General features: G+C 63.8%; 22 protein-coding genes and 2 riboswitches. Of the genes, 20 read left to right on the plus strand and 2 right to left on the minus strand.

The features are described from left to right. The first annotated feature begins 30 nt into the window (after positions 1–30). Positions 31–246, plus strand: a riboswitch (cobalamin riboswitch). A gap of 95 nt (positions 247–341) precedes the next feature. From GWE18_RS36805 to cobJ, 7 genes are read left to right on the plus strand one after another with little or no spacing between them, the layout of a single operon-like run. Then, complete coding sequence (locus GWE18_RS36805) at positions 342–716, plus strand: DUF1636 domain-containing protein (RefSeq protein ID WP_275190541.1); 375 nt, start codon at positions 342–344, stop codon at positions 714–716. Beyond that, on the plus strand, positions 713–1,750 hold the full coding sequence (gene cobW / locus GWE18_RS36810; protein WP_275190542.1) for a cobalamin biosynthesis protein CobW: 1,038 nt from the start codon (positions 713–715) through the stop codon (positions 1,748–1,750). The genes GWE18_RS36805 and cobW overlap by 4 nt, the downstream gene beginning before the upstream one ends. Beyond that, positions 1,750–4,998, plus strand: coding sequence for a cobaltochelatase subunit CobN (cobN, locus tag GWE18_RS36815; protein ID WP_213253900.1), 3,249 nt, complete (start codon positions 1,750–1,752; stop codon positions 4,996–4,998). The genes cobW and cobN overlap by 1 nt, the downstream gene beginning before the upstream one ends. Next, the gene (gene cobG, locus GWE18_RS36820) at positions 4,995–6,158 is read left to right on the plus strand and encodes a precorrin-3B synthase (RefSeq protein WP_275190543.1); all 1,164 of its coding nucleotides are present in this window, start codon (positions 4,995–4,997) and stop codon (positions 6,156–6,158) included. The genes cobN and cobG overlap by 4 nt, the downstream gene beginning before the upstream one ends. After that, entirely contained in the window at positions 6,158–6,787 is a 630-nt protein-coding gene (locus GWE18_RS36825; RefSeq protein WP_275190544.1) for a precorrin-8X methylmutase, read from the plus strand. Before cobG ends, GWE18_RS36825 begins: the two co-directional genes overlap by 1 nt. Before the next feature lie 2 nt (positions 6,788–6,789). Further along, the gene (locus GWE18_RS36830) at positions 6,790–7,521 is read left to right on the plus strand and encodes a precorrin-2 C(20)-methyltransferase (RefSeq protein WP_275190545.1); all 732 of its coding nucleotides are present in this window, start codon (positions 6,790–6,792) and stop codon (positions 7,519–7,521) included. Then, positions 7,518–8,252, plus strand: coding sequence for a precorrin-3B C(17)-methyltransferase (cobJ, locus tag GWE18_RS36835; protein ID WP_213253897.1), 735 nt, complete (start codon positions 7,518–7,520; stop codon positions 8,250–8,252). Before GWE18_RS36830 ends, cobJ begins: the two co-directional genes overlap by 4 nt. On the opposite strand, the gene GWE18_RS36840 is transcribed toward cobJ, so the two are convergent. Further along, entirely contained in the window at positions 8,228–8,977 is a 750-nt protein-coding gene (locus GWE18_RS36840; RefSeq protein ID WP_275190546.1) for a cobalt-precorrin-6A reductase, read from the minus strand. The genes cobJ and GWE18_RS36840 overlap by 25 nt on opposite strands. Here GWE18_RS36840 and cbiE point away from each other — a divergent pair. From cbiE to cobT, 8 genes are all read left to right on the plus strand, one after another. Next, complete coding sequence (cbiE, locus tag GWE18_RS36845) at positions 8,976–10,157, plus strand: precorrin-6y C5,15-methyltransferase (decarboxylating) subunit CbiE (RefSeq protein WP_275190547.1); 1,182 nt, start codon at positions 8,976–8,978, stop codon at positions 10,155–10,157. The genes GWE18_RS36840 and cbiE overlap by 2 nt on opposite strands. Next, entirely contained in the window at positions 10,154–10,522 is a 369-nt protein-coding gene (locus GWE18_RS36850; RefSeq protein ID WP_057854126.1) for a cobalamin biosynthesis protein, read from the plus strand. The genes cbiE and GWE18_RS36850 overlap by 4 nt, the downstream gene beginning before the upstream one ends. Further along, positions 10,519–11,301, plus strand: a complete 783-nt coding sequence (gene cobM, locus GWE18_RS36855; protein WP_275190548.1) for a precorrin-4 C(11)-methyltransferase — start codon at positions 10,519–10,521, stop codon at positions 11,299–11,301. Before GWE18_RS36850 ends, cobM begins: the two co-directional genes overlap by 4 nt. Next, positions 11,301–12,611 carry a cobyrinate a,c-diamide synthase gene (locus GWE18_RS36860; protein WP_213253895.1) on the plus strand — a complete coding sequence of 437 codons (1,311 nt, stop codon included), beginning with the start codon at positions 11,301–11,303 and terminating at the stop codon, positions 12,609–12,611. Before cobM ends, GWE18_RS36860 begins: the two co-directional genes overlap by 1 nt. Beyond that, complete coding sequence (gene cobA / locus GWE18_RS36865; protein WP_275190549.1) at positions 12,608–13,324, plus strand: uroporphyrinogen-III C-methyltransferase; 717 nt, start codon at positions 12,608–12,610, stop codon at positions 13,322–13,324. The genes GWE18_RS36860 and cobA overlap by 4 nt, the downstream gene beginning before the upstream one ends. A gap of 48 nt (positions 13,325–13,372) precedes the next feature. Next, positions 13,373–13,593: riboswitch (cobalamin riboswitch) on the plus strand. Between the two features lie 36 nt (positions 13,594–13,629). Continuing rightward, entirely contained in the window at positions 13,630–14,307 is a 678-nt protein-coding gene (locus GWE18_RS36870) for an energy-coupling factor ABC transporter permease (protein ID WP_275190550.1), read from the plus strand. Between the two features lie 52 nt (positions 14,308–14,359). Next, positions 14,360–15,109, plus strand: a complete 750-nt coding sequence (gene cobF / locus GWE18_RS36875) for a precorrin-6A synthase (deacetylating) (RefSeq protein ID WP_213253892.1) — start codon at positions 14,360–14,362, stop codon at positions 15,107–15,109. Positions 15,110–15,166: 57 nt separating this feature from the next. Then, on the plus strand, positions 15,167–16,222 hold the full coding sequence (cobT, locus tag GWE18_RS36880; protein ID WP_213253891.1) for a nicotinate-nucleotide--dimethylbenzimidazole phosphoribosyltransferase: 1,056 nt from the start codon (positions 15,167–15,169) through the stop codon (positions 16,220–16,222). Here cobT and GWE18_RS36885 read toward each other — a convergent pair. Further along, positions 16,217–16,792, minus strand: coding sequence for a histidine phosphatase family protein (locus tag GWE18_RS36885; RefSeq protein ID WP_213253890.1), 576 nt, complete (start codon positions 16,790–16,792; stop codon positions 16,217–16,219). The two genes, cobT and GWE18_RS36885, sit on opposite strands and share 6 nt — an antisense overlap. A gap of 1,196 nt (positions 16,793–17,988) precedes the next feature. On the opposite strand from GWE18_RS36885, the gene GWE18_RS36890 reads away from it, so the two are divergent. Genes GWE18_RS36890 through GWE18_RS36910 form a run of 5 tightly spaced genes read left to right on the plus strand, consistent with a single transcriptional unit; the run spans position 17,989 to position 22,538 of the window. Further along, positions 17,989–19,080: a hydrogenase small subunit gene (locus GWE18_RS36890; protein ID WP_213253889.1), complete on the plus strand. Its 1,092-nt coding sequence runs from the start codon at positions 17,989–17,991 to the stop codon at positions 19,078–19,080. Positions 19,081–19,100: 20 nt separating this feature from the next. Continuing rightward, a complete protein-coding gene (locus tag GWE18_RS36895) occupies positions 19,101–20,891 on the plus strand; it encodes a nickel-dependent hydrogenase large subunit (protein WP_057854118.1) in 1,791 nt (596 codons plus the stop codon). An 11-nt stretch (positions 20,892–20,902) separates the two neighbouring features. Beyond that, complete coding sequence (gene cybH, locus GWE18_RS36900) at positions 20,903–21,634, plus strand: Ni/Fe-hydrogenase, b-type cytochrome subunit (protein ID WP_057854117.1); 732 nt, start codon at positions 20,903–20,905, stop codon at positions 21,632–21,634. Between the two features lie 12 nt (positions 21,635–21,646). Further along, the gene (locus tag GWE18_RS36905) at positions 21,647–22,231 is read left to right on the plus strand and encodes a HyaD/HybD family hydrogenase maturation endopeptidase (protein ID WP_057854150.1); all 585 of its coding nucleotides are present in this window, start codon (positions 21,647–21,649) and stop codon (positions 22,229–22,231) included. 16 nt (positions 22,232–22,247) lie between these two features. Then, positions 22,248–22,538 carry a HypC/HybG/HupF family hydrogenase formation chaperone gene (locus GWE18_RS36910; RefSeq protein WP_057854116.1) on the plus strand — a complete coding sequence of 97 codons (291 nt, stop codon included), beginning with the start codon at positions 22,248–22,250 and terminating at the stop codon, positions 22,536–22,538. Positions 22,539–22,978 lie beyond the last annotated feature (440 nt).

Below are 22,978 nucleotides of genomic sequence, written 5' to 3' on the forward strand. Positions count from 1 at the left end.
CCTTTGGCTTGACAAGTTGCACGCTTGAGCAAATGGTGAGGCAGCGTTGGTTCCTGTCCTACGACAGGCGAAGAGGGAATGCGATAGGGCTCTTGCCTCGAAGCTTGAGCCCGAAAAGCAGCCGCCCCCGCGACCGTGACCGGAGAGATCTCCAAGAGCCACTGGCCCGTTTGGGTTGGGAAGGTGGAGATCGAAGGGAAACCTGCTCCGCAAGCCGGGAGACCTGCCAGCGCACAGATTGACCACCGGCGGACGGGGTGTTCCGCGACGGGGAGCGAACCCTCGCGTCTCCGGGTTCGTGTGCCTCATCGCCTCCGTCAAAAATTTTTGAAGAAGGGGCGATGACCGTTACGTTGCATGTCTGCATCACCTGCCGTGCCGGCCGAACGCTGATGGAAGGCGAAACCGCGCCAGGCGCGCGTCTGCACAGCGCCATCCTCGAGGCTGGCGTGCCGGAAGGCGTCAACGTCGTTCCGGTCGAGTGCCTATCCGCCTGCAGCCAAGGCTGCTCGATTGCGCTCTCCGGTCCCCGGCGCTGGTCCTATGTGTACGGCCGCTTGTCAGACGCAAGCGCGCCGGACGTTGTTGCTGGCGCCGCGGCCTATGCGGCGGCGCCCGACGGCATCGTGCCATGGCGCAGCCGGCCGGAGATCTTCCGCAAGCAGTCGCTTGCGCGCATTCCACCCATCGCCGCCGTGCCGGAGGCCTCAGAATGAAAACGCTTGCCAAGATCCCGGTGACCGTTGTCACCGGCTTTCTCGGATCGGGCAAGACGACGCTGATCCGGCACCTGATCACCAACGCGAACGGCAGGAAGCTTGCGGTGCTCGTCAACGAGTTCGGCAGCGAAGGCGTGGATGGAGAGATCCTGAAATCCTGCGCGGACGCCAACTGTCCTGCCGAGAACATCGTAGAGCTCGCCAATGGCTGCATCTGCTGCACAGTCGCCGACGATTTCATTCCCACCATCGAGCAGTTGCTCTCTCGACGCGTGAAGCCCGACCATATCCTGATCGAGACATCGGGATTGGCATTGCCGAAGCCACTGCTCAAGGCATTCGACTGGCCCGAGATCCGCTCGCGGATCACGGTCGACGGCGTGATCGCGCTAGCGGATGCGGAGGCCGTGGCGGCCGGCCGCTTCGCACCCGATCCTGTCGCGGTCGAAGCCCAGCGTGCGGCCGATGAAAACCTCGACCATGAAACGCCGCTTTCGGAAGTATTCGAGGATCAGATCGCTTGCGCGGACATCGTGCTGCTCACCAAGGCGGACCTTGTCGGCGCGGAAGGACTTGAAGCGGCCAAGGCGGCAATCGCGGCCGAGATGCCGCGTCGCGTGCTGCTGATGCTGCCGGTCGTCGACGGCGCGGTCGATGCCCGTGTGATCCTTGGTCTCGAAGCAGCGGCAGAAGACGATCTCGCCGCGCGCCCCTCGCACCACGACGGCGAGGAAGAGCACGAGCACAACGATTTTGCCTCCGTTGTAGTCGAGTTCCCGGAAGTCGCGAATATCGATGCGCTGGTCGCATCGATCCAGCGGCTTGCGCGCGAACAGAACGTGCTGCGCGCCAAGGGATATATTGCGGTTGCGGGCAAGCCGATGCGATTGCTGATGCAATCGGTCGGGGAGCGAGTACGACATCAGTTCGATATGCCCTGGGGCACGCGGCCAAGGCGGTCGAAGCTGGTTCTGATCGGTGAATACGACGATATCGACGAGGCTGCCATCAGGGCGGGACTTGGTGTCTGATGCACGTTGTCTTTCGCGAGAGCCGCGGTCTTGAGGAGACCGCGACGCCCAGGGATCTCGGCCAAGATCCGGCCGACCTTGTGGTGCTCTCGTTTTCGGACAGCGATCTCGCCACGTTCGCTTCCGGCTGGCGGCGGGGCCGCGCCAGTCTGCCGTCGCTCAGGCTCGCGAACTTGGCAGAGCTGCGTCATCCGCTCTCGGTCGACACCTATATCGAGCGCACGCTGTCGCAGGCGCGCGGCATACTGGTGCGCCTGATCGGCGGCGAATCCTACTGGCCATACGGACTGGCCGCCTTGCATCAATTGGCCAAACAGCGCGACATCGCGCTTGCGGTGCTTCCGGCCGATGGTCGCGACGACCCGCGCCTGGATGCGCTCTCGACATTGCCCGGCTCGACGCTCGGACGGCTGAAGGCGTTGTGCGACAAGGGCGGAACAATAGCGGCGCAGGCTGCACTCGCCCAACTCGCGCTGGCGTCGGGCCTCTACGCGGGGCCGGTCGTCGGTGAAATCGAAATTCCCGAGATCGGTTTCTACGATCCGGATCGCGGTGCAATCGTGGTGCTGCCAAATCCTGATCAGCGGCCGCGCGCGCTGGTGACCTTCTATCGTTCTTATCTCACCGCAGCGGATACTGCCCCGATCGACGCGTTGATCACAGCACTGCGGCAAAAGGGTTTTGATGCCTATGGCATATTCATCACTTCTCTGAAGGCTGCCGGTGTGGCGGACTGGATGAGGGGACATTTCGAGCAATGCGCTCCGGCGGCGATCGTCAATGCGACCGCCTTCTCTGCGGTCGCCGACGACGGCACGACGCCTTTCGATGCCGCATCCTGTCCGATATTCCAGGTCGCATTGTCGACAGCCCGGCGCGATGATTGGGCGGAATCGCTTCGCGGGCTCTCGCCAGGTGATCTGGCAATGCACGTGGTGTTGCCTGAGGTTGACGGCCGGCTGTTTGCGGGTGTCGTCAGCTTCAAGTCGCCGGAGCAGAGCGATCCCGATCTGCAATTCGCGCACGTGGCACATAGGGCCGACGACGAACGCGTGTGCGCTGTCGTCGAGCGGGTGGCGGCTTGGCACAGGCTTGCCAACCGCCCGGCAGGCGAGAAACGGCTGGCGATTGTGCTCTCGAACTATCCTGGCCGCCCGCACCAGATCGCGCATGCGGTCGGGCTCGACGCACTCGCTTCGGTCGAAACGCTGCTGTCCGATCTCGGCGCTGCCGGTTTCGACGTGAAAGCTACAGAAGCGCTCGGTGAAACTCTCCTGCAGGAGGCATTGGCCTGGAGCGTTGCCGATTACCGCACGGAGCTGGCCAGGCTGCCGCGCCGGCTGCAGGATGATCTTTCGAGTGCCTGGGGCGCGCCGGAAGATGATCCAGCCTGTCGCGGCGGCGAATTTCGTTTCGCCGCGATCCGGCGCCGCAAGATGACTATCGCCGTCCAGCCGGAACGCGGAGATATCGGCAATCGCGATGCCGAGTATCACGATCTCTCGCGCACGCCGCGCCACGCCTATGTCGCGTTTTATCTCTGGCTTAGGCGCGAGGGGATTGATGCGATCGTCCACATGGGAGCTCACGGAACGCTGGAATGGCTACCTGGCAAGTCCGTCGCGCTGTCGGCCACCTGCTGGCCGGAAGCGTTGATTGGCGATGTGCCGGTGATCTATCCCTTCATCGTCAACGATCCCGGCGAAGCCGCGCAGGCCAAGCGGCGCATCGGCGCCGTCACGATCGGCCATTTGCCGCCGCCGCTGGCGCGGGCCGCTTTGCCCGAAGGCCTGCGCCGGCTCGAGCAACTGCTCGATGAATATTCGACCGCCGATGGTCTCGATCCCGCGCGTCGCCAGCGGCTGATCGCAGCAATCCGCGATGAAGCACGTGCCGCGGGCCTGGAAGGTGATCTCGGCCTTGGCGCGTCGGCTGCGCCGGCTGAGGCCATTCCCCGGATCGATCGCTTCGTCTGCGATCTGAAGGAAAGCCAGTTCGGCGATGGCCTGCATGTGTTCGGCCGCGGGGCTTGCGGCGAGGCGGAGAAGGACGCGCTGCTCGGCGCGCTCTCCGGCAGGCGCGTTCCGCCGGGGCCTGCCGGCTCGCCCTATCGCGGGCGCCGCGATGTGCTGCCCACCGGACGCAATCTGTTCGCCGTCGATCCCCGCGCGGTGCCGACGCCGTCGGCGCATGCGCAAGGGATCAAGCTTGCCGAGGAATTGCTGCGGCGTCACCTGCAGGATCACGGCGACTGGCCGAAGGGGTTGCTGGTTGATCTCTGGGGATCATCGACCATGCGCACCGCAGGTGAGGATTTCGCGATGGCCCTGCATCTTGCAGGTATCGCGCCGCGGTGGGACCATGCTTCGGGGCGGGTGACGGGTTACGACATCATCATGCCGGCGGCGCTCGGCCGCCCGCGTATCGACGTGACGCTTCGCGTGTCAGGGCTGTTTCGCGACGTCTTTTCAGGTCTTGCACAATTGTTTGAGGCGGCAACCGAAGCCCTCTCCGAACGGGACGAGGAGGGCGAGGACAATCCTTACCGTCATTGCGCGGCGCGCGTGTTCGGACCGCGGCCGGGGCAGTATGGCGTCGGTATGGCATCGATGCCGGATGTCCTCACGGAGGAGTCGCGCGAGGCGGCCGGTGAAGCCTGGCTTTCGGCTTCGTCCTGGGCGATCGCGTCCGACGGCACGATGCGGCCTGACCGCGCGGGTATCGAGGCGAGGCTCGTCGCCGCCGATGCCTTCGTCCATGCGCAGGACCTGCCGGAAACGGACCTGCTGTTGGCCGCAGATTATGCCGTGCATGAGGCGGGCGTTGCGGCCGCGGCGGCACGGCTTGGCACGGCCGCTCCATCGCTCTATCACCTTGACGCCACGCGTCCGGATCAGCCGCATGCACGCTCGTTGACCGAGGAAATATCGCGCGTCGTGCGTGCGCGCGCCGCCAATCCGGCATGGATCGCCGGCATGATGCGCCACGGCTTTCGGGGTGCCGCCGAAATAGCCGCAACACTCGAGCACATGGCCGCTTTCGCCCATCTTGCGGACGCCGTGCCGGTGCATCTCTTCGATCTCTATTACGACGCGACGCTCGGCCATGACGACGTTCGTGTGTTCATGGCGCGCGAGAATCCGGCGGCGCTCTCGGCGATCGAAACTTGCTTCACCCGTTTGCATGAAGCGTCGCTCTGGAGAACGCGACGCAATTCGATCGCGGCCGCGCTGCGGGAGGCCTCATGAGCACCGTTGCGATCAAGGGCTGGTGCCCCGGCGCCTTGCGGCCGATGCGGTCAGGCGATGGGCTCGTGGTTCGAATCCGGCCGCATGGTGGCCGGGTCGATGCGAAAGAGGCGGCAGGGATTGCGGCGCTGGCCGCGCGCTACGGCAACGGCCTGATCGATCTGACCAGCCGGGCCAACCTCCAAATCAGGGGTGTCAGTGATGAAGGCCATCGGCCGCTGATCGAGGAACTCTCGCGGCTGCACCTGATCGACAATGATCCGGAGTCGGAAGCGCGGCGCAACATCCTGGTTACCCCGTTCTGGAGCGCAAGTGATGATACCTGTTCGCTCGCCGCAGAGCTTGAACGGGGGCTTGCGATGGGACCGCCCGACCTGCCGACCAAATTCGGCTTCGCCGTCGATTGCGGGGCAGAGCGTGTGCTGGCCAGTGCCTCCGCCGATATCCGCATCGAGCGCAGCATCGCGGGAGAATTGATCGTGCGTGCTGACGGCGCGGAGCATGGCCGTCCGGTCTCGCGGACAGACGCCGTCGAGGTCGCGCTCACGCTTGCCGAATGGTTCGTCAACTCGGGCGGAGCCAGGGGCGGGCGAGGGCGGATGGCCGCGCATATCGGGGCTGGCGCAAAACTGCCCGACACGCTTCGTGGCCACGTCGAGCCGGCTCGCATGATCGCGGTGCCGCGTCCGGAACTTCATCCTCAAGGCGCGATGGTCGGCGCGGCTTTCGGGCAGGTAACACATGCCGCGCTCACCTATCTCGCCGGATGCGCGCAAGGATTGCGGATGACGCCATGGCGGATGATATTGCTGGAGGGGTTGCACGAGATGCCCCGCTGCGAGGGCCTCATCACGCAGGCCGATGATCCGATCCTGCGCGTGGTCGCCTGCAGCGGTGCACCCGCCTGCCGTGAAGCGCATGCCGATACACGCGCACTTGCGGCGGCGCTTGCGCCGCATGTTGCCGCGGACAGTAGGCTTCATGTCTCCGGCTGTGCCAAGGGCTGTGCCCATTCGGGGTCTGCCGCTCTCACCCTGGTTGCGACCCGCGAGGGATTTGACCTCGTCCGGGGCGGCTCGACGCGGGATGCGCCCGCCCTGCGTGGACTGAGCGCCGCCCGCATGATCGCCGATCCTTCCGTTCTAACGGTAGCGCGCTGATGCCGCACATCTTTGAGACCGATGGTGCGGCGATCTACCGTCAATCCTTCGCCACCATCCGTGCCGAGGCGGACCTTGAGCGCTTTTCGGCCGACGAGGAGCCGGTGGTCGTCCGCATGATCCATGCGGCGGGCATGGTGGGCCTCGAATCCTGCATCCGCTCTACGCCCGGCATGGCGCGTATCGCGCGGGCCGCGCTACAGAACGGCGCACCTATCCTCTGCGACGCGCGCATGGTGTCGGAGGGAATTACGCGCGCGCGCCTGCCGGCCGGCAACGCCATCATCTGCACGCTCGACGATCCCGCGGTTCCCTCGCTCGCGCAGTCCATGCGCAATACCCGCTCAGCCGCAGCACTGGAACTGTGGCGGCCGCATCTGGATGGCGCGATCGTCGCCATCGGCAATGCCCCGACCGCGTTGTTTCACCTGCTCAACATGCTGGAGGATCGCAACTGCCCAAGGCCGGCGGCGATCATTGGCTGTCCGGTCGGCTTTGTCGGCGCGGCTGAAGCCAAGGCCGCATTGATGATAGATCCGCCCGCGCCGGCGCTGACGGTCGAGGGACGCCTTGGCGGCTCGGCGATTACGGTCGCCGCCGTGAATGCGCTGGCAAGCCGGAGCGAATAGCCATGGGGCGTATCATCTGCTGCGGCCTCGGGCCGGGCAATCCGGACTTGATGAGTGTGCGCGCCGATCGCGAGGTCCGTGCGGCCAAGCATGTTGCCTATTTCCGGAAGAAGGGACGCCCTGGCCAGGCCCGGCGTATCGTCGAGGGCATGCTGGCAAAGGATGTCTGCGAATATCCAATGGAATATCCGGTCACCACGGAGATCGCCTTCGATAATCCGGAATATGTTCGCCTCCTTGCCGGCTTTTATGACGAGTGGGCGGAGCGTCTTGCGCGGCTCGCCCGTGCAGTGGATATCGTCGTGCTCTGCGAGGGCGATCCCTATTTCTATGGTTCCTTCATGCACCTGCACGCGCGTCTGCAGGGTCGAGTTGAGATCGAGGTGATCGCAGGCATTCCCGGCATGGCCGGCTGCTGGAATTCGGTCGGCCTGCCGATCGCCCTTGGCGACGATGTGATGACGGTGCTGATGGGCACGCTGCCGGAAAACGAGCTCGAACGGCGCGTGCGCAATTCCGACGCGCTCGTCATCATGAAGACCGGGCGCAACCTGAAGAAGGTGCGCCGCGCGCTGGCGGCCGCCGGCCGCCTTGGTGAGGCATGGCTGATCGAACGCGGCACCATGCCGGGCGAGCGCGTCGCGCGGCTGAACGAAGTGGACGAGACCGAGTGTCCTTATTTCGCGATCGTGCTCGTGCATGGGCAGGGGCGACGGATGGAGGCAGCGGAATGACCGGCACATTGACCATCGCGGGACTTGGGCCGGGCGACGAGGCGCTGGTCACGCCGGAAGTCTCCGCTGCGCTCGCTATGGCGACCGACATACTCGGCTATGTGCCCTATGTTGCGCGCGTAACCCCTCGCGAGGGGCTTACGCTGCATCCGTCGGACAATCGCATGGAGCTGCAGCGCGCAGGCGATGCCTTGCGGCTGGCATCGGAAGGACGCCACGTCGTCATGGTTTCCGCCGGCGATCCCGGCGTGTTCGCGATGGCTTCCGCCGTGTTCGAAGCACTCGAGGCCTCGCCGCAATGGCAAGGGCTTCCAATCCGCGTTCTGCCCGGCGTGACCGCAATGCTGGCAGCGGCCGCGTGCGCCGGTGCGCCGCTCGGCCACGACTTTTGCGCGATCAATCTCTCCGACAATCTGAAGCCGTGGCCGATGATCGAGAAGCGCCTGCGGCTTGCCGCCGAAGCCGACTTCGCGATCGCGATGTACAATCCGCGTTCGGCGAGCCGGCCCGAGGGTTTTGGACGCGCACTTTCGGTTCTGAAGGAGGCAGGTTGCGGCGAACGCCTCGTGATCTTCGCGCACGCTGTCAGCACGCCTGAGGAGCGAATTGAAACGCTGATGTTGCACGAGGCGCAGCCGGAGATGGCCGACATGAAAACGCTTGTCATCGTCGGCAATTCCGCGACACGCCGCGTCGGTCGCTGGGTCTATGCGCCGAGGCATGCCCGATGACCGAGCCATTGCATGACCTCGGCTACGTCTTCCGCCCGCAGCCTGTCGGGCAATTCGGGTCGCGTGAGCATAATGACGGGAAGGCCGAGTTGGCGCGCGGCGTCGATTTTGGCATGCGCGCCCGTTCCCCCGGAATTGCGGGCAACGATCCATTCGATACCGCGCGCGCACATCATCTCCAATTCGCCGGCGAGCGTGAATGGTCCACGCGATACGATGACATCGGCATCCGGAAACGGCAGCGGCCCATCGGGAGGATCGACAAATCTCAAAGTGTAGGCGTGCTGCGGCTTGGTGCCGAAGGCTGCGATGTGCTGCCGGCCGATCGCAAGAAACACCCGCGCGCGATTCTGTGGCAACGCCGCCACAGCGGAGGTGATACCAGCGACCTCGACCCAATGGTCGCCGGCCGCTTTTGCCCAGGCGGCGCGCTCGAGCGCGATAAGCGGTGTTCCGGTTGCCTCGCACGCCGCAACCGCGTTGCGGCTCATCTCGGCCGCAAAGGGATGAGTCGCGTCGACGACATGCGAGATTCCTTTTCGACAAATGTATTCGGCAAGGCCGCTCGCGCCGCCGAAGCCGCCGATGCGGGTCGGCAGCGGCTGGTGCGCAGGGGCGCGGGTGCGGCCCCCGAAGGAATAGATCGCGTCGAGCCCCGCGCATGCCGCAGCGTTCGCGAGCAGATTGGCATCGCTCGTCCCGCCCAGAATGAGGGCGCGTATCATGGGTAATCCCTGGCTGACCATTATCGGCATTGGCGAAGATGGCCTTGCCGGCCTCTCCGAAGCAAGCCGAAAGGCGCTTGGGGACGCCGAGATGGTCTTTGGCGGCCAACGGCATCTCGCGCTGGCAGGCGTTACCGACCACGGCCGTCCCTGGCCGGTACCGTTCGATACGGACTGCGTGCTGGCTTGTCGCGGCCGTCCGACGGCGGTGCTCGCCTCGGGCGATCCGTTCTGGTACGGCGTCGGAACCAGTCTCGCGCAGAAACTGCCTGCTGGCGAATGGATCGCCCATTCCGCACCGTCAACATTCTCGCTGGCGGCGGCGCGGCTCGGCTGGCGCCTTGAGACCGTAACCTGCCTTGGGTTTCATGCAGCGCCATTTGAATGCCTGGTGCCGCATCTGGCACGCGAAGCGCGCATCATATGTCTCGTGCGCGACGGCAAGGCGGCCGGCGATCTGGCTGAATGGTTGACGGCGCGCGGCTGGGGCGAATCACGGTTGTGGACTCTCACTGCGCTGGGCGGCCCGCGCGAATCCGTGACGCCACATCGCGCCGACAGCTATACGGCCGATCCGGGTGCGGGCCTGGTGGCCATCGCCTTGGAGGCCAGCGGATCGGACGGCCTGTCGCGCAGCTCTGGCCTCCCCGACACGCTGTTCGTGCATGAAGGCCAGATCACCAAGCGGCCGATGCGCGCGCTCGCACTGTCCGCGCTCGGGCCGAAGCCGGGCGAGAGGCTGTGGGACATCGGCGCCGGCTCAGGCTCGATCTCGGTGGAATGGGCCTTGTGTGGTGGGACGGCGATTGCAGTAGAAGCGCGGGCCGATCGCGCAGCGAATATCCGCAGCAATACGGCGGCCTTCGGCCTGACACATCGGATCAGGGTCGTCGAGGGGACCGCGCCTGATATCCTCTCAGGCCTTGAGAGGCCGCAGGCCGCCTTCATGGGTGGAGGGCTCGACGCCGCGATGTTCGATGCCGTCTGGTCGCTCATTGGGCCGGGAACGCGGATAGTTGCGCATGCCGTGACGCTTGAGACGGAGGCGCTGCTCTCGGACTTGCACCAACGCCACGGCGGCGAGTTGATGCGGGTCGAGATTGCGCATGCGGGTGGCCTCGGCCGCTATCGTTCCTGGGAAGCGGCGCGGCCGGTCGTGCAATGGAGTGTCGTGAGGTGAAGATCGCAGGTTTGGGATTCAAGCGTGACGTCACACTTGCTGCGCTGCGCGAAGCGCTCGCCGCCGCGGGAGGTCCTGACGGTATTGCGGCGGTCGCAACTGTCAGCAACAAGGCCGAAACGGCCGCGCTCAAATTGCTGGCACGTGAACTCAACGTGCCGATCAGACCTGTTCCAGTCGATGTGCTGGCCGGCATTGCCACGTCCACACAGTCCGAATTCATCAAGGTGAAGTTTGGCACGGGTTCCCTGGCCGAAGCCGCGGCGCTGGCTGTGGCAGGCCGTGGAGCGCGCCTGATTTCGATGCGGACGGTTTCGCAGGATCGGACTGCGACCGCAGCGATCGCGGAAGGAGACGGTGAATGACGGTGCACTTCATCGGCGCCGGGCCGGGCGCAGCCGACCTACTCACCTTGCGCGGACGCGATCTTATCGCCGCCTGTCCCGTCTGCCTCTATGCCGGTTCGCTTGTGCCCGAGGGCGTTCTTGCGTACTGCCCAGAGGGAGCGCGGATCGTGAATACCGCTCCGCTGTCACTCGACGACATCATGTCGGAGATCGTCACCGCGCATCGTGAGGGCAAGAACATCGCAAGGCTGCATTCCGGAGATCTCTCGATCTGGTCGGCGATGGGCGAGCAATTGCGCCGCCTTCGCGCGCTGCAAATTCCCTATTCAATCACGCCGGGCGTGCCGGCCTTTTCCGCCGCCGCAGCGGCTTTCGAGGCTGAACTCACGCTGCCGGGTCTTGCGCAGTCCGTCGTGCTGACGCGAACGCCGGGCAGGGCAAGCGCGATGCCCGAAGGCGAAAGGCTCGCTGCCTTCGCCGCGACCGGTGCGGTGCTCGCCATCCATCTCTCGATCCATCTGCTTCCCAAGGTGATTGATGAGCTCACGCCGCATTACGGACCGGACTGCCCGGTAGCGATCGTCTGGCGCGCGAGCTGGCCGGACCAGCGCATTATTCGCGCAACGCTGGGTACCCTCAATGCGGCGGTTGGCACCGAGCTCGAGCGCACCGCGCTCATCCTGGTTGGCCGGACGTTAGGTACGGAGGAGTTTAGCGAGAGTCGTCTCTATGCCGCCGACTATGACCGCCGCTATCGGCCCCTCGGGCCGACGCCGCGCTTTCCGCAGGCATCGTGATGGCGGCGAGCCTCGTCATCTCCGCGCCGGCATCCGGTGTTGGCAAGACGACGCTGACGCTGGCGCTGGCGCGCGCCTATCGCGATCGCGGGCAGAAGGTCCAGTGCTTCAAGAGCGGACCGGACTACATCGATCCCGCCTTTCATGCGGCCGCCACGGGGCGCGCCTCGGTCAATATCGACAGCTGGGCCATGCGTCGCGAGGCGATCGAAGCGCTCGCCTCGCGCGCGGCGGATGCGGACATCGTTCTGGCTGAAGGTTCGATGGGCCTGTTCGATGGCGTTGCCGCGCGGGGCGTCTCGGGCATCGGTGCCACCGCCGATATTGCCGAGATGATGGGCTGGCCGGTCCTGCTCATGATCGATCCTTCCGGACAGGCGCAAACCGCCGCGGCTGTGGTTGCGGGACTGCGCGATTTCCGTGCCGGTGTGCGTCTTGCGGGCGTCGTTCTCAACCGTGTCGCCAGCGCCCGGCACGAAGACCTTGTGCGTCGCGCACTGGCGGCCACAGGCATTGCTGTGTTCGGCGCATTACCGCGCCACGCCGCGATCGCCTTGCCGAAGCGGCACCTTGGCCTGGTGCAGGCCGAGGAGCAGGCAGAGGTAGGCGGCCTGATCGCCGAAGCCGCGCGCTTCGTCACCGAGCATGTCGATCTCGACGCAGTGCTACAATCGGCATGCGCCTGGTCACCGCAGCTCGCCGCGCGCAGTGAAAACGTCAAGCCACCCGGCCAGCGCATCGCGCTGGCGCGCGACGCCGCATTTTCGTTCGTCTATCCACACATGCTCGAGGCCTGGCGCGCCGCCGGTGCCGAGATCTCAACCTTCTCGCCGCTCGGCGACGAAGGTCCCGACGTCGGGGCCGACGTTTGCTGGCTGCCGGGCGGCTATCCGGAATTGCATGCCGGCCGGCTGGCGGCCAACACGCGATTTCGCCGCGCGCTAAAGTCCTTTGCCGAGACGCGGCCGGTGCATGGCGAGTGCGGCGGCTATATGGTGCTGGGCACCGCCTTGACCGACGCCAACGACGCACGCCACGAGATGACGGGATTGCTCGGACTGGAGACCAGTTTTGCCCAGCGCCGCATGCATCTGGGCTACCGGCTCGCGGAGCTCACTGAGCCGATGCCCGGGCATGGGCGGGGCGCACGGCTTCGCGGCCACGAATTTCACTACTCCACGATTGTCTCGCAGCCCGATACACCCTTGGCCGTCGTGCGCGACGCGACCGGCGCGGTCGTTGCGGAAACCGGCTCGCGGCGCGGTTTCGTCACCGGTACGTTCTTCCACCTTATTGCGGAGGATACGTGAGCAGCCTTGTTTCCTTTGTCTCGGCCGGTCCCGGCGATCCTGAGCTCCTAACGCTCAAGGCGGCCGCGTGTCTGCGCGCCGCCGACGTCGTGTTGTATGACGACCTTGCCTCGGGCGCGATCCTCGATCACGCCCGCCCCGGGGCCAATCTGGTGGCGGTTGGCAAGCGGGCGGGCCGGCCTTCGGCCAAACAGGAGCATGTCAACCGGCTGCTGATCGACTACGCGGCCGCGGGTGCCCGCGTGGTCCGCTTGAAATCGGGAGACGCCGGCATCTTCGGGCGACTTGAAGAGGAGATCGAGGCGCTGCGCGCGGCGGGCATCGGCTACGAGATCATTCCCGGTGTCACCTCGGCCTGCGTTGCGGCAGCGCACGCCGGCATTCCGCTTACCCGACGGCACACCTCGCGCCGCGTCCAGTTCGTGACCGGAGCTGATGTCGCCGGACAGTTGCCTGCAAATCTCAATTGGGCAGCGCTCACCGATCCGGAATCGGCGACCGTGGTCTATATGGGCAAGCGCACATTCCCGGCCCTCGCGGCGAAGCTGATTGAGCACGGCATGGCCCCCGACACAGCGGCGCTGTTTGCCGAGTCTCTCGGCCATGCCGAACAACGGCTTGTCCGCACGACGATCGCGAAGCTCGCCGAGCAGCTCGCGCAAGCCGGCCCTGCAACGACGGCGTTCGGCGCGCTGGCGGGAGAGTATCCGTGATGCCGTCGTCCGCCCTCGCGAGCCACTTGACGCCGCCTCATCGGAAGGGGCACACAGAACAGGCATGGTGCTCGAACCGGCGCAAAGCGCCGGAGCATAATCGGGAATGGGGTAGGGCGGACCCAATTGCGGCGCCTGAAGCCCCGGCCGCCCCCGCGACTGTAAGCGGTGAGGGACTCCGATCCGCCACTGGGCCGTCAAGCCCGGGAAGGCTGGAGGTCCGTTTCGAACCGCGAGCCAGGAGACCGGCCCTGCAGTTTTTGACGCCAACGCCGTCGGGTGTGACGGCAGGAGGGATGTAAATCATGCATATCGAACCGGAAATCGTTACAGGCGCCAAGCTCGTGCTGAGTTACGCGACCGGGGCAGCCGCCGCCGGCTGCGCCCTCAAGCTCGCGGCCGAAACAGTGCGCGAGCAGGGGATCGTTTCATTGGCGGTGCGCACCGTCGCGACAACGGTCCTGGTCTTCTCGTTTTTCGAGTTGCTGCCGCATTTCCGGGTCGGGGTCTCGGAGGTGCATTTCATTCTCGGCTCGACGCTGTTCCTGCTTTTCGGCGCGGCGCCGGCCGCGTTCGGGCTGGCGCTCGGTCTCTTGTTTCAGGGGCTGTTCTTTGTGCCAACGGATCTGCCGCAATACGGCATGAACGTGACCACGCTGTTGGTGCCGCTATTTGCGATCCGAGCGCTTGCCGAGCGCATCATTCCCCGCAACACCGCCTATGTTGACCTGCAGTATCGCCAGGCATTCGCGCTTTCGACCGCCTATCAATCCGGCATTGTGGCATGGGTCGCCTTCTGGGCTGTCTACGGCGCTGGTTTTGCGGCCGAGAACCTTAGCGCCATCGCGTCCTTTGCCGCGTCCTATGCGCTCGTCATCGTGATCGAGCCGCTGGCCGATTTGGCCGTGCTGGCGCTGGCGAAGTCGATGCGGGGCATCACCGCAGACGGTCTTGTTACCTATCGCCTGCACAACGCGGCCTAGAGATGACGTGGGGGGCGGTCGCAAGTCGCGGCCACCCCTTGCGCGCGACAAGATGCAAACGCTCTTCCTGATAGGCATTGGTTGCGGCGATCCCGAGCAGCTTACGCTTGCCGCGATCCGTGCGATCAACGCAGCTGACCTCGTCCTGATTCCGCGCAAAGGCACGGCGAAATCCGATCTCGCCGACCTGCGCCGAACCATTTGCGAGCGAGTTCTCACCAACGGTCGCACGCGCGTCGCCGAGTTCGATCTGCCCGTGCGTGACGCCGGGCAGGAGGACTACCACAAGGGCGTGGACGAATGGCACGACGCCGTCGCCGCAAGCTGGTCGCGCGAAATTGCGGACCATCTCGGTAGTGACGGGCGCGTTGCTCTGCTGATCTGGGGCGATCCTTCGCTATACGACTCCAGCCTGCGGATCGCTCGCAGGCTCGATCCGTTGCCGACGATCGAGGTGGTGCCAGGCATCACGTCAATCCAGGCGCTTTGCGCTGCGCACTCGTTGCCGCTGAACGACATCGGCGAACCTTTTCTGGTGACAACAGGGCGGCGGCTGCGCGAAGGCGGCTGGCCGCACGGCACGGACACCGTGGTCGTCATGCTCGATGGCGGCGCGGCGTTCCAGTCGCTCGACCCGGGAGGACTGCACATCTGGTGGGGCGCCTATCTCGGCATGCCCGACCAGATCACCATGTCAGGTGAGCTGGCCGAGGAGGGCCCACGCATCGTCGCCGCGCGGCGGCAGGCGCGCGAAAGGCATGGCTGGATCATGGACAGTTACATCCTCAAGCGCCGGTCATAGCGCGCTCGGGCGAGAGCCCGTCCGTATCGTTAACGCCAGCATCAGAGGCAGAACAGCATGCTACCCGAGTGGGTCTATCAAGAGTGCCCGGGCATCTCGACCGCCCATCGCGATGCGGCGCTGGCCCGTCAGGCTCAACTCACCAAGCCGGCCGGCGCGCTCGGCCGGCTCGAGCAAGTGGCGACCGAACTCGCCGGCCTGCAACAAACGGAGCGGCCTCAGGCCGAGCGCGTGCCGATCATCGTCTTTGCAGGCGACCACGGTATCGTCGCCCAGGGGGTATCGGCCTATCCTCAGGAAGTAACGATCGCGATGATGTCGAATTTCGCGTCGGGCGGCGCAGCGATCTCCGTCCTTGCGGGCGAGCTGGGCTCAAGTCTCGAGATCGTCGATGCTGGAACGCTCGCCGAACAACCGATCCCGGGCGTCGTGACTGACAAGCCGCGCCGGGGCACCAGGGACTTCAGCAAGGAAGCGGCGCTTGAGTTGGTGGAGGTCGCCTTCGCCGTCGACTGCGGCAAGCGCGCGGTCGCACGCGCCGCCGCAACAGAGCCTGATCTTCTGATCGTTGGCGACATGGGCATCGGCAATACCACGACTTCGGCGGCCATCGCCGCGGCCTTGCTTGGCGTGAGCGCCGCACAGATGACCGGCAGCGGGACCGGCATCGATGCAGCCGGTCGTGCGCGGAAGGCGCACTTGATTGACGCAGCGCTGGATTGTCATGGTCTCACGAGACCACCTGCTTCTCCCGAACACATCCTATGTGCGGTCGGCGGTCTCGAAACTGCTGCGATTACGGGCGCGATCATCGCCGCCGCACAGCGTCGCCTCCCGATCCTGATCGACGGTTTCATCGTGTCCGTCGCGGCATTGACGGCGGTGCATCTTAATCCGTCGTGTCGGCCCTTTCTCTTATCCTCGCATCAATCGGCCGAGCAGGGGCACCGCCTGGTTCTTGAGGCCCTGAATGTGCAGCCGTTGTTCAATCTGGACCTCAGGTTAGGGGAGGGATCGGGCGCCGCGCTCGCATTGCCGATCCTGCGGCTTGCATGCGCTCTGCACAATGGCATGGCGACCTTCGCGCAAGCCAGCGTTCCGAATCGCTCATAACGCGACATTCTGATTGACCGACACAATCCGCCAATCGTTCCGTAGCCGATCAATTCGGGTGATCGACAGCGGATCGATAACAAAGCGCAACGCTGCTTGCGGTGCGATGTCGAGGGCTACGCAGAGCGCGGCGCGAATAGTGCCGGAATGCACGACGAGCGTTGCTGGACCAGCAGCTATTTTACGTAGTCCATCCCGAACCCTCGCAATTTGATCTTCGAAGCTCTCGCCGCCGGGTGGGCTTGAACGAGCGGGATCCTTCCAGAACTCGGCGTACCCTTCTTCTCCGAAAGCGGCGAGATCGTCGTGACGTCGGCCGGTCCAATCCCCGAAGTCCTGCTCCCGAAACTCAGGCACCGGGATTGGATCAAGCTCAAATGCGCGCGCGGTATCGAGAGTTCGTTGAGACGGACTCGCATAGCTTGCGGCGTCCCGCGGCAAGCGCCTTCGCACGGCTTCCAAATGCGCCCGATCGCTGAGATCGGCCGGAGCGCCCGAAGGGGAGATCGTTCCTTCGATAGAATCGACGACCGCATGCCGGACCAACCAAAGAAAGGCTTCCCCTTCCATCCCATATCTCCGAGATGCTTATCAATGCGAGAAACATCTTGAATATTCGCCCGCGGACGCTTTACCGCGACCAAGGATTAATATCACAGCCGGAGCAAAATGCCTATCTCAACACCTCCCGGCGCCGCCGCCGTGCAAGGAAGGCGCCTTGTAGCCTCGCGTCACGCTAGTTTCTCATGACAGCGCTCGTGCCCTCTCTCGTTAATGCGACGGCGATGGGCGCCCGCGCTGAAGTAGCAACTCGTTGCGAGCGTGGCGGTCGTCCACTCGACCATGCCGACGCCGCTGGTGCCCCGATCCCTACGCCATGTTCAGGAGAACGCGGAAGCTACGCTGTCCGCGGAGGAGGACAGCTCATGATCGCATCCTGGGAGTAGTTCTAAGCTTCGGATTCTTGGTTGCCATCGGCCCCTGTTCTGGAATCGACATCGCCCGGCTCGCGAATGCGTCGGCATCGAGCTAACTGAGCTCCCGAATGTCTCGAACGATCGCCGGGGGATCCTGCGCGTCGTCGCGGGCGCGCCAAGCTGTCCGGCGCAGAGACCTGCTTTGCAGGCTTACGGCTCAATCGGCGGCGACCTATTGCGATACCACTGGCTGACATGATCAGGCCAACAGCGAGAATAACTATAAGCTGGTGCGATGTGTAGCAGCGTCGCTCCTCCCACGCTGACTTCCCGCTCGGCCGCCGAAAGGGGCAACTGAGCTCGTCGAGAGACGACCATCGTCATTCGATGCTCCGTGGTGGCGTGTTCGGCGTGTCCGGTTGAATACGCGTATGTCCAGAAACCGACGCCGAGGCGCAAGTATTCCGTCGCCGCGGCGCGAAGCACATGGTTTTCACTCTTAAAGCAACGCTCGTACAACGTGCTTGGTGGCACGTCGATTGCTGGGACACGGTAAAAGATCCGCACGACCATGCCGCTCTCCCAGCCATTGGCGCAGGAGGTGCGACATCTGACTGTTCTCGACAATCTGTAGTCATCCCGCGCGTCTCGCCGGACGCATCGCGACGTGCGATCTGATCTGGGTCGAGTGGTGGGAGGCGAATGAGATAGCTGATCGAAATGCGCTGCTTCAGTAACGAGCCAAAGAAGAAATTGATGTGACGCGGCCGCAGCTGTCATCGCGGCTTGGCCTGCTTCTTGCTACCCGATCGTCGGCAAGTCGTCGATAACAGATCTCGGGAAGAATTTATGGGCGGGGCAGCGGAAACGTTTTACGGCGTCATCAGACGTCAGGGTATCACGCGTCGCAGTTTCCACAAATTCTGCAGTTTGACGGCAACGAGCCTCGGGCTCGGTCCGCTCGCGGCAAGCCAGATTGCCAACGCGCTGGAGACAAAGCCGCGTGTGCCCGTGATCTGGATGCACGGGCTCGAATGCACCTGCTGTTCGGAAAGCTTTATCCGCTCGGCCCATCCGCTGGTCAAAGACGTGGTGCTGTCGATGATCTCGCTGGATTATGACGCCCTGATCATGGCGGCGGCAGGACACCAGGCCGAAGCCATCCTCGAGGAGATCCGCGCCAAGTACAAGGGCGAGTATGTGCTTGCCGTTGAAGGCAATTCGCCGCTGAACGAAGGCGGCATGTTCTGCATTGATGGCGGCAAGCCGTTCGTCGAAAAGCTCAGGGCGATGGCGGAAGATTCCATGGCGATCATCGCTTGGGGAACTTGTGCGTCCTGGGGTTGCGTGCAGGCGGCCAAGCCCAACCCGACTGGGGCGACGCCGATCGATAAAGTGATCACGAACAAACCGATCATCAAGGTGCCCGGCTGCCCGCCCATCGCAGAGGTCATGACCGCCTTGGTGACCTTCATCACGACGTTCGGAAAGCTTCCCGAGCTCGACCGCCAAGGACGTCCAAAGATGTTCTATTCCCAGCGCATCCACGACAAGTGCTACAGGCGTCCCCATTTCGACGCCGGCCAGTTTGTCGAGGGGTGGGACGACGAGTCCGCGCGCAAGGGCTATTGCCTCTACAAAATGGGCTGCAAGGGGCCGACCACCTACAACGCCTGCTCGACCGTTCGGTGGAACGGCGGCGTTTCCTTCCCGATCCAATCCGGCCACGGCTGTTTCGGCTGCTCCGAAGACGGCTTCTGGGACAAGGGCTCATTTTACGATCGACTGACGACCATCAGGCAATTCGGCATCGAGGCCAACGCCGATCAGATCGGCATGGCCGCTGCCGGCGCGGTCGGCCTAGCCGTTGCCGCGCACGCGGCGGTCACGGCCGCGAAGCGGCTGACCCGTAAACCGGGCCGCGTAGCTCAGGAACAATAATCGAATTCAGAAGGACAACGATGGGCGCCCAGACACCCAATGGGTTCAAACTCGACCATTCCGGCAAACGCATCGTCATCGATCCGCTGACGCGGGTCGAAGGCCACCTCCGCGTGGAGGTCAATCTCGATTCCGACAATGTGATCCGCAACGCGGTCTCATCCGGAACTATGTGGCGCGGCATCGAGACGATCCTGCGTGGACGCGATCCTCGCGATGCCTGGGCGTTCACCGAGCGGATTTGCGGCGTCTGCACCGGCACACATGCGCTCACCTCGGTGCGCGCGGTGGAGAACGCGCTGGGCATCACCATTCCAGAGAATGCTAATTCGATCCGCAATATCATGCAGCTCTGCCTGCAGGTGCATGATCATCTTGTGCACTTCTATCACCTGCACGCGTTGGATTGGGTCGACGTGATTTCCGCCCTCAAGGCCGATCCCAAGGCGACCTCTGCGTTGGCGCAATCGGTCTCGTCCTGGCCTCTATCATCGCCAGGCTATTTCAAGCATCTGCAGATCAGGCTCACCAAGTTCGTTGAATCAGGACAGCTCGGCCCTTTTAAGAATGCCTATTGGGGGCATCCGGCCTATAAGCTTCCGCCGGAAGCGAACCTGATGGCCTTGGCGCATTATCTGGAAGCGCTCGACTTCCAGAAGGACGTCGTCAAGATCCACGCCATCTATGGCGGCAAGAACCCGCATCCGAATTGGCTGGTCGGTGGCGTGGCCTGTGCCATCAATGTCGATGGTACCGGTGCAGTGGGCGCCATCAATATGGAGCGGCTGAACCTCGTATCCTCGATCATTTGCCGTTCGATCGAATTCGTCGAGCAGGTTTATCTGCCCGACGTTGCCGTGATTGGCTCCTTCTACAAAGACTGGCTCTATGGCGGCGGTCTCTCGGCTAAGAGCATAATGTCCTATGGCGACATTCCCGAGAACGCCAATGATTATTCCGCGAAAAACCTCAAGCAGCCGCGCGGCGTGATCCTCAATGGCAATTTCAGCGAAGTCCTGCCAATCGATCACGGCGATCCCGAGCAGATCCAGGAGTTCGTCGCTCATTCCTGGTACAAATATCCTGATGAAACCAGGGGGCTGCATCCCTGGGATGGTATCACCGAGCCGAATTTCCAGCTCGGGCCCAACGTCAAGGGCACCAGGACCGACATCAAGGAGCTCGACGAAGGCGGCAAATATTCCTGGATCAAGGCGCCGCGCTGGCGCGGCAACTCCGTCGAGGTGGGACCGCTGGCGCGATACATCATAGGTTACGTGCAAGGCAAAGCGGAGTTCAAGGAACCGACCGAGAAGCTGCTGAAGACGCTCGATCTGCCCTTCGCTGCACTCTTCTCGACGCTCGGCCGCACTGCGGCGCGTGCGCTCGAATGCCAATGGGCCGCGCACCAGATGCGCTATTTCCAGGACAAGCTTATGGCGCATATCAAAACGGGTGACACCGCTACCGCCAACGTCGATAAATGGAAGCCGGAGAGCTGGCCGAAGGAAGCCAAGGGCTACGGTTTCACTGAGGCGCCGCGTGGTGCGCTGGGGCACTGGATCAAGATCAAGGAGACCAAGATCGACAACTACCAGTGCGTCGTGCCGACGACATGGAACGGCTCGCCGCGTGATCCAAACGGCAATATCGGTGCATTTGAGGCCTCGTTGATGGATACGCCGATCGCTGATCCGGAGAAGCCGCTGGAAATCCTGCGCACGATCCATTCCTTTGATCCATGCCTGGCCTGCTCGACCCATGTGATGGGGCCGGATGGCCAGGAAATGGCAACGGTCAAGGTCCGCTAGGGGAGGCGGCATTGCTGGACAAATCTCCGCAAGCGCTAACCGCCGCTGTCGCGGCCGACGCGGTACGCTCCGGCCTCAGCGCCGAGCGTGGCGTCGTCTACGTCTACGAGGCGCCGGTGCGGCTGTGGCATTGGATCAACGCTGCGGCAATCCTGGTGTTGGGCCTCACCGGTTATTTCATCGGCAGTGCGATACCGACCATGCCGGGAGAGACAAGCGACAATTTCCTGTTCGGCTATATCCGCTTTGCGCATTTTTCCGCAGGCTATGTGCTCACGCTCGGCTTCCTCTTCCGCATTTACTGGGCGTTCATGGGCAACCCCCATGCTAAGCAGATTTTCTATGTGCCGCTCTGGCGCAAGAGCTATTGGCGCGAGGTGTGGCACGAGATTCGCTGGTACGCTTTCGTTGCGGCCGAGCCGAAGAAATATGTCGCGCACAATCCGCTGGCCCAGCTCGCTATGTTCTTCATGTTTACGCTGGCGATCGCGTTCATGATCGTCAGCGGCTTTGCGCTGTACGCGCAGGGCACCGGCAACGACAGCTGGCAGTACAAGCTGTTCGGCTGGGTGTTTTCGATTTGGCCGAACAGCCAGGACGTCCACACCTGGCATCATCTCGGCCTGTGGATGATCGTGACGTTTGCGCTCATCCACATCTATACGGCGGTTCGGGAAGACATCGTGTCGCGCCAGAGCATCGTCTCCTCGATCATTTCTGGCGAGCGCGAATTCCGCGATTGATGGACGATGCAGATGCCAACTCCGGAGAATACGAAACGGATCCTGGTGCTCGGCATCGGCAATATCCTGTGGGCCGATGAGGGGTTCGGCGTGCGGGTGGTGGAGCAGTTCCACCGCCGCTACGACGTCCCTGACAATGTCACCATGCTCGATGGCGGCACGCAGGGGCTCTACCTCGTCAATTTTCTCGAGGAGGCCGATTGCCTGATCGCGTTCGATGCCATCGATTATGGACTCGCGCCCGGGCACTTGAAGCTCGTGCGAGACGAGGAGGTGCCGAAATTCACCGGCGCCAAGAAGGTGAGCCTGCATCAGACCGGTTTCCAGGAGGTCTTAAGTGCGGCCGACCTGCTTGGCCGCTGCCCGCGAGAGCTCGCTCTAATCGGCTGTCAGCCACTTGATCTGGAGGATTGGGGCGGGCCGCTGACCGCTCCGGTGCGCACTCAGATTGCGCCTGCGATCGAACTGGCTTGCGAACTGCTGGCGCAGTGGGGTTCTCCGGCAAAACTGCGGACCGCGCCGCTACCGGAGTCGGAGCGTCTGCTCGCGAACGACATCGACCATGCAAAGTATGAGAGGAGGGCGCGGCCGATCTAGCGGCTCGCCGATTACCATGTGCCTTGGCTTGCCAATGACGATTATTGAGACCGACGGCATGTCGGCGCTTTGCGAATATGCCAATGAACAGCGGCGCGTCTCAGTCATGCTGCTCTCCGAGCCGCCGGTCGGTGCCAAAGTGCTTGTCCATATCGATACCGCGGTGCGGCTCTTGGATGACGACGAAGCGCGGCTTATCGCGGACGCGCTTGAGGGCCGTGATGCGGCCCTCAATGACGACAATTGTGATCGTTTCTTTGCGGACTTGATCGGTCAAGAGCCGCAACTGCCCGAGCACCTGCGCTAGCCTGGCGCCGCCTCCCGGACACTGCCTGCCCATCTTTGCCAATCAGAAGCCAAACTTGCAGCCGAAACGAGCTTCACGTGGAATATGTCGAGCAGGTGCTGATCCGAGCGGGAACGCAATCGCGAAAGAGCAATGGTTGGCACGCGCCTTGCTACACCTCATCCAGCAGAACCATGGATTATCAGAGAGGCGGCTGATGGACTTTCAGCCCGGGAAACATGATCTGACGCGGCTCCATCTGTCCGAGGTGGGGACCGCAAGCGTCGCACAAGCGAAAGACACTCGTCATGATCGCCAAGATCCGGGAGATCTCTATCGATCGCATTGCGAAGCTCATTGATCGCCCGCGCGCCAATGGCGCGTCTGAGCATCGTCCCTCAGCACACCAACGGAACGTCGTATCATGAAACAGGTTTCCGGGTCGCGCCCCATACCGCCGA

This window comes from Bradyrhizobium sp. CSA112 (assembly GCF_029051645.1).
In the GTDB taxonomy this organism is placed as follows: domain Bacteria; phylum Pseudomonadota; class Alphaproteobacteria; order Rhizobiales; family Xanthobacteraceae; genus Bradyrhizobium.

Coding starts and splice junctions, on each gene's coding strand:
- GWE18_RS36805 (WP_275190541.1), top strand. CDS start 342: ATGACCGTTACGTTGCATGTCTGCATCACCTGCCGTGCCGGCCGAACG.
- cobW (WP_275190542.1), top strand. CDS start 713: ATGAAAACGCTTGCCAAGATCCCGGTGACCGTTGTCACCGGCTTTCTC.
- cobN (WP_213253900.1), top strand. CDS start 1,750: ATGCACGTTGTCTTTCGCGAGAGCCGCGGTCTTGAGGAGACCGCGACG.
- cobG (WP_275190543.1), top strand. CDS start 4,995: ATGAGCACCGTTGCGATCAAGGGCTGGTGCCCCGGCGCCTTGCGGCCG.
- GWE18_RS36825 (WP_275190544.1), top strand. CDS start 6,158: ATGCCGCACATCTTTGAGACCGATGGTGCGGCGATCTACCGTCAATCC.
- GWE18_RS36830 (WP_275190545.1), top strand. CDS start 6,790: ATGGGGCGTATCATCTGCTGCGGCCTCGGGCCGGGCAATCCGGACTTG.
- cobJ (WP_213253897.1), top strand. CDS start 7,518: ATGACCGGCACATTGACCATCGCGGGACTTGGGCCGGGCGACGAGGCG.
- cbiE (WP_275190547.1), top strand. CDS start 8,976: ATGGGTAATCCCTGGCTGACCATTATCGGCATTGGCGAAGATGGCCTT.
- GWE18_RS36840 (WP_275190546.1), bottom strand. CDS start 8,977: ATGATACGCGCCCTCATTCTGGGCGGGACGAGCGATGCCAATCTGCTC.
- cobM (WP_275190548.1), top strand. CDS start 10,519: ATGACGGTGCACTTCATCGGCGCCGGGCCGGGCGCAGCCGACCTACTC.
- GWE18_RS36860 (WP_213253895.1), top strand. CDS start 11,301: ATGGCGGCGAGCCTCGTCATCTCCGCGCCGGCATCCGGTGTTGGCAAG.
- GWE18_RS36870 (WP_275190550.1), top strand. CDS start 13,630: ATGCATATCGAACCGGAAATCGTTACAGGCGCCAAGCTCGTGCTGAGT.
- cobF (WP_213253892.1), top strand. CDS start 14,360: ATGCAAACGCTCTTCCTGATAGGCATTGGTTGCGGCGATCCCGAGCAG.
- cobT (WP_213253891.1), top strand. CDS start 15,167: ATGCTACCCGAGTGGGTCTATCAAGAGTGCCCGGGCATCTCGACCGCC.
- GWE18_RS36885 (WP_213253890.1), bottom strand. CDS start 16,792: ATGGAAGGGGAAGCCTTTCTTTGGTTGGTCCGGCATGCGGTCGTCGAT.
- GWE18_RS36890 (WP_213253889.1), top strand. CDS start 17,989: ATGGGCGGGGCAGCGGAAACGTTTTACGGCGTCATCAGACGTCAGGGT.
- GWE18_RS36895 (WP_057854118.1), top strand. CDS start 19,101: ATGGGCGCCCAGACACCCAATGGGTTCAAACTCGACCATTCCGGCAAA.
- GWE18_RS36905 (WP_057854150.1), top strand. CDS start 21,647: ATGCCAACTCCGGAGAATACGAAACGGATCCTGGTGCTCGGCATCGGC.
- GWE18_RS36910 (WP_057854116.1), top strand. CDS start 22,248: ATGTGCCTTGGCTTGCCAATGACGATTATTGAGACCGACGGCATGTCG.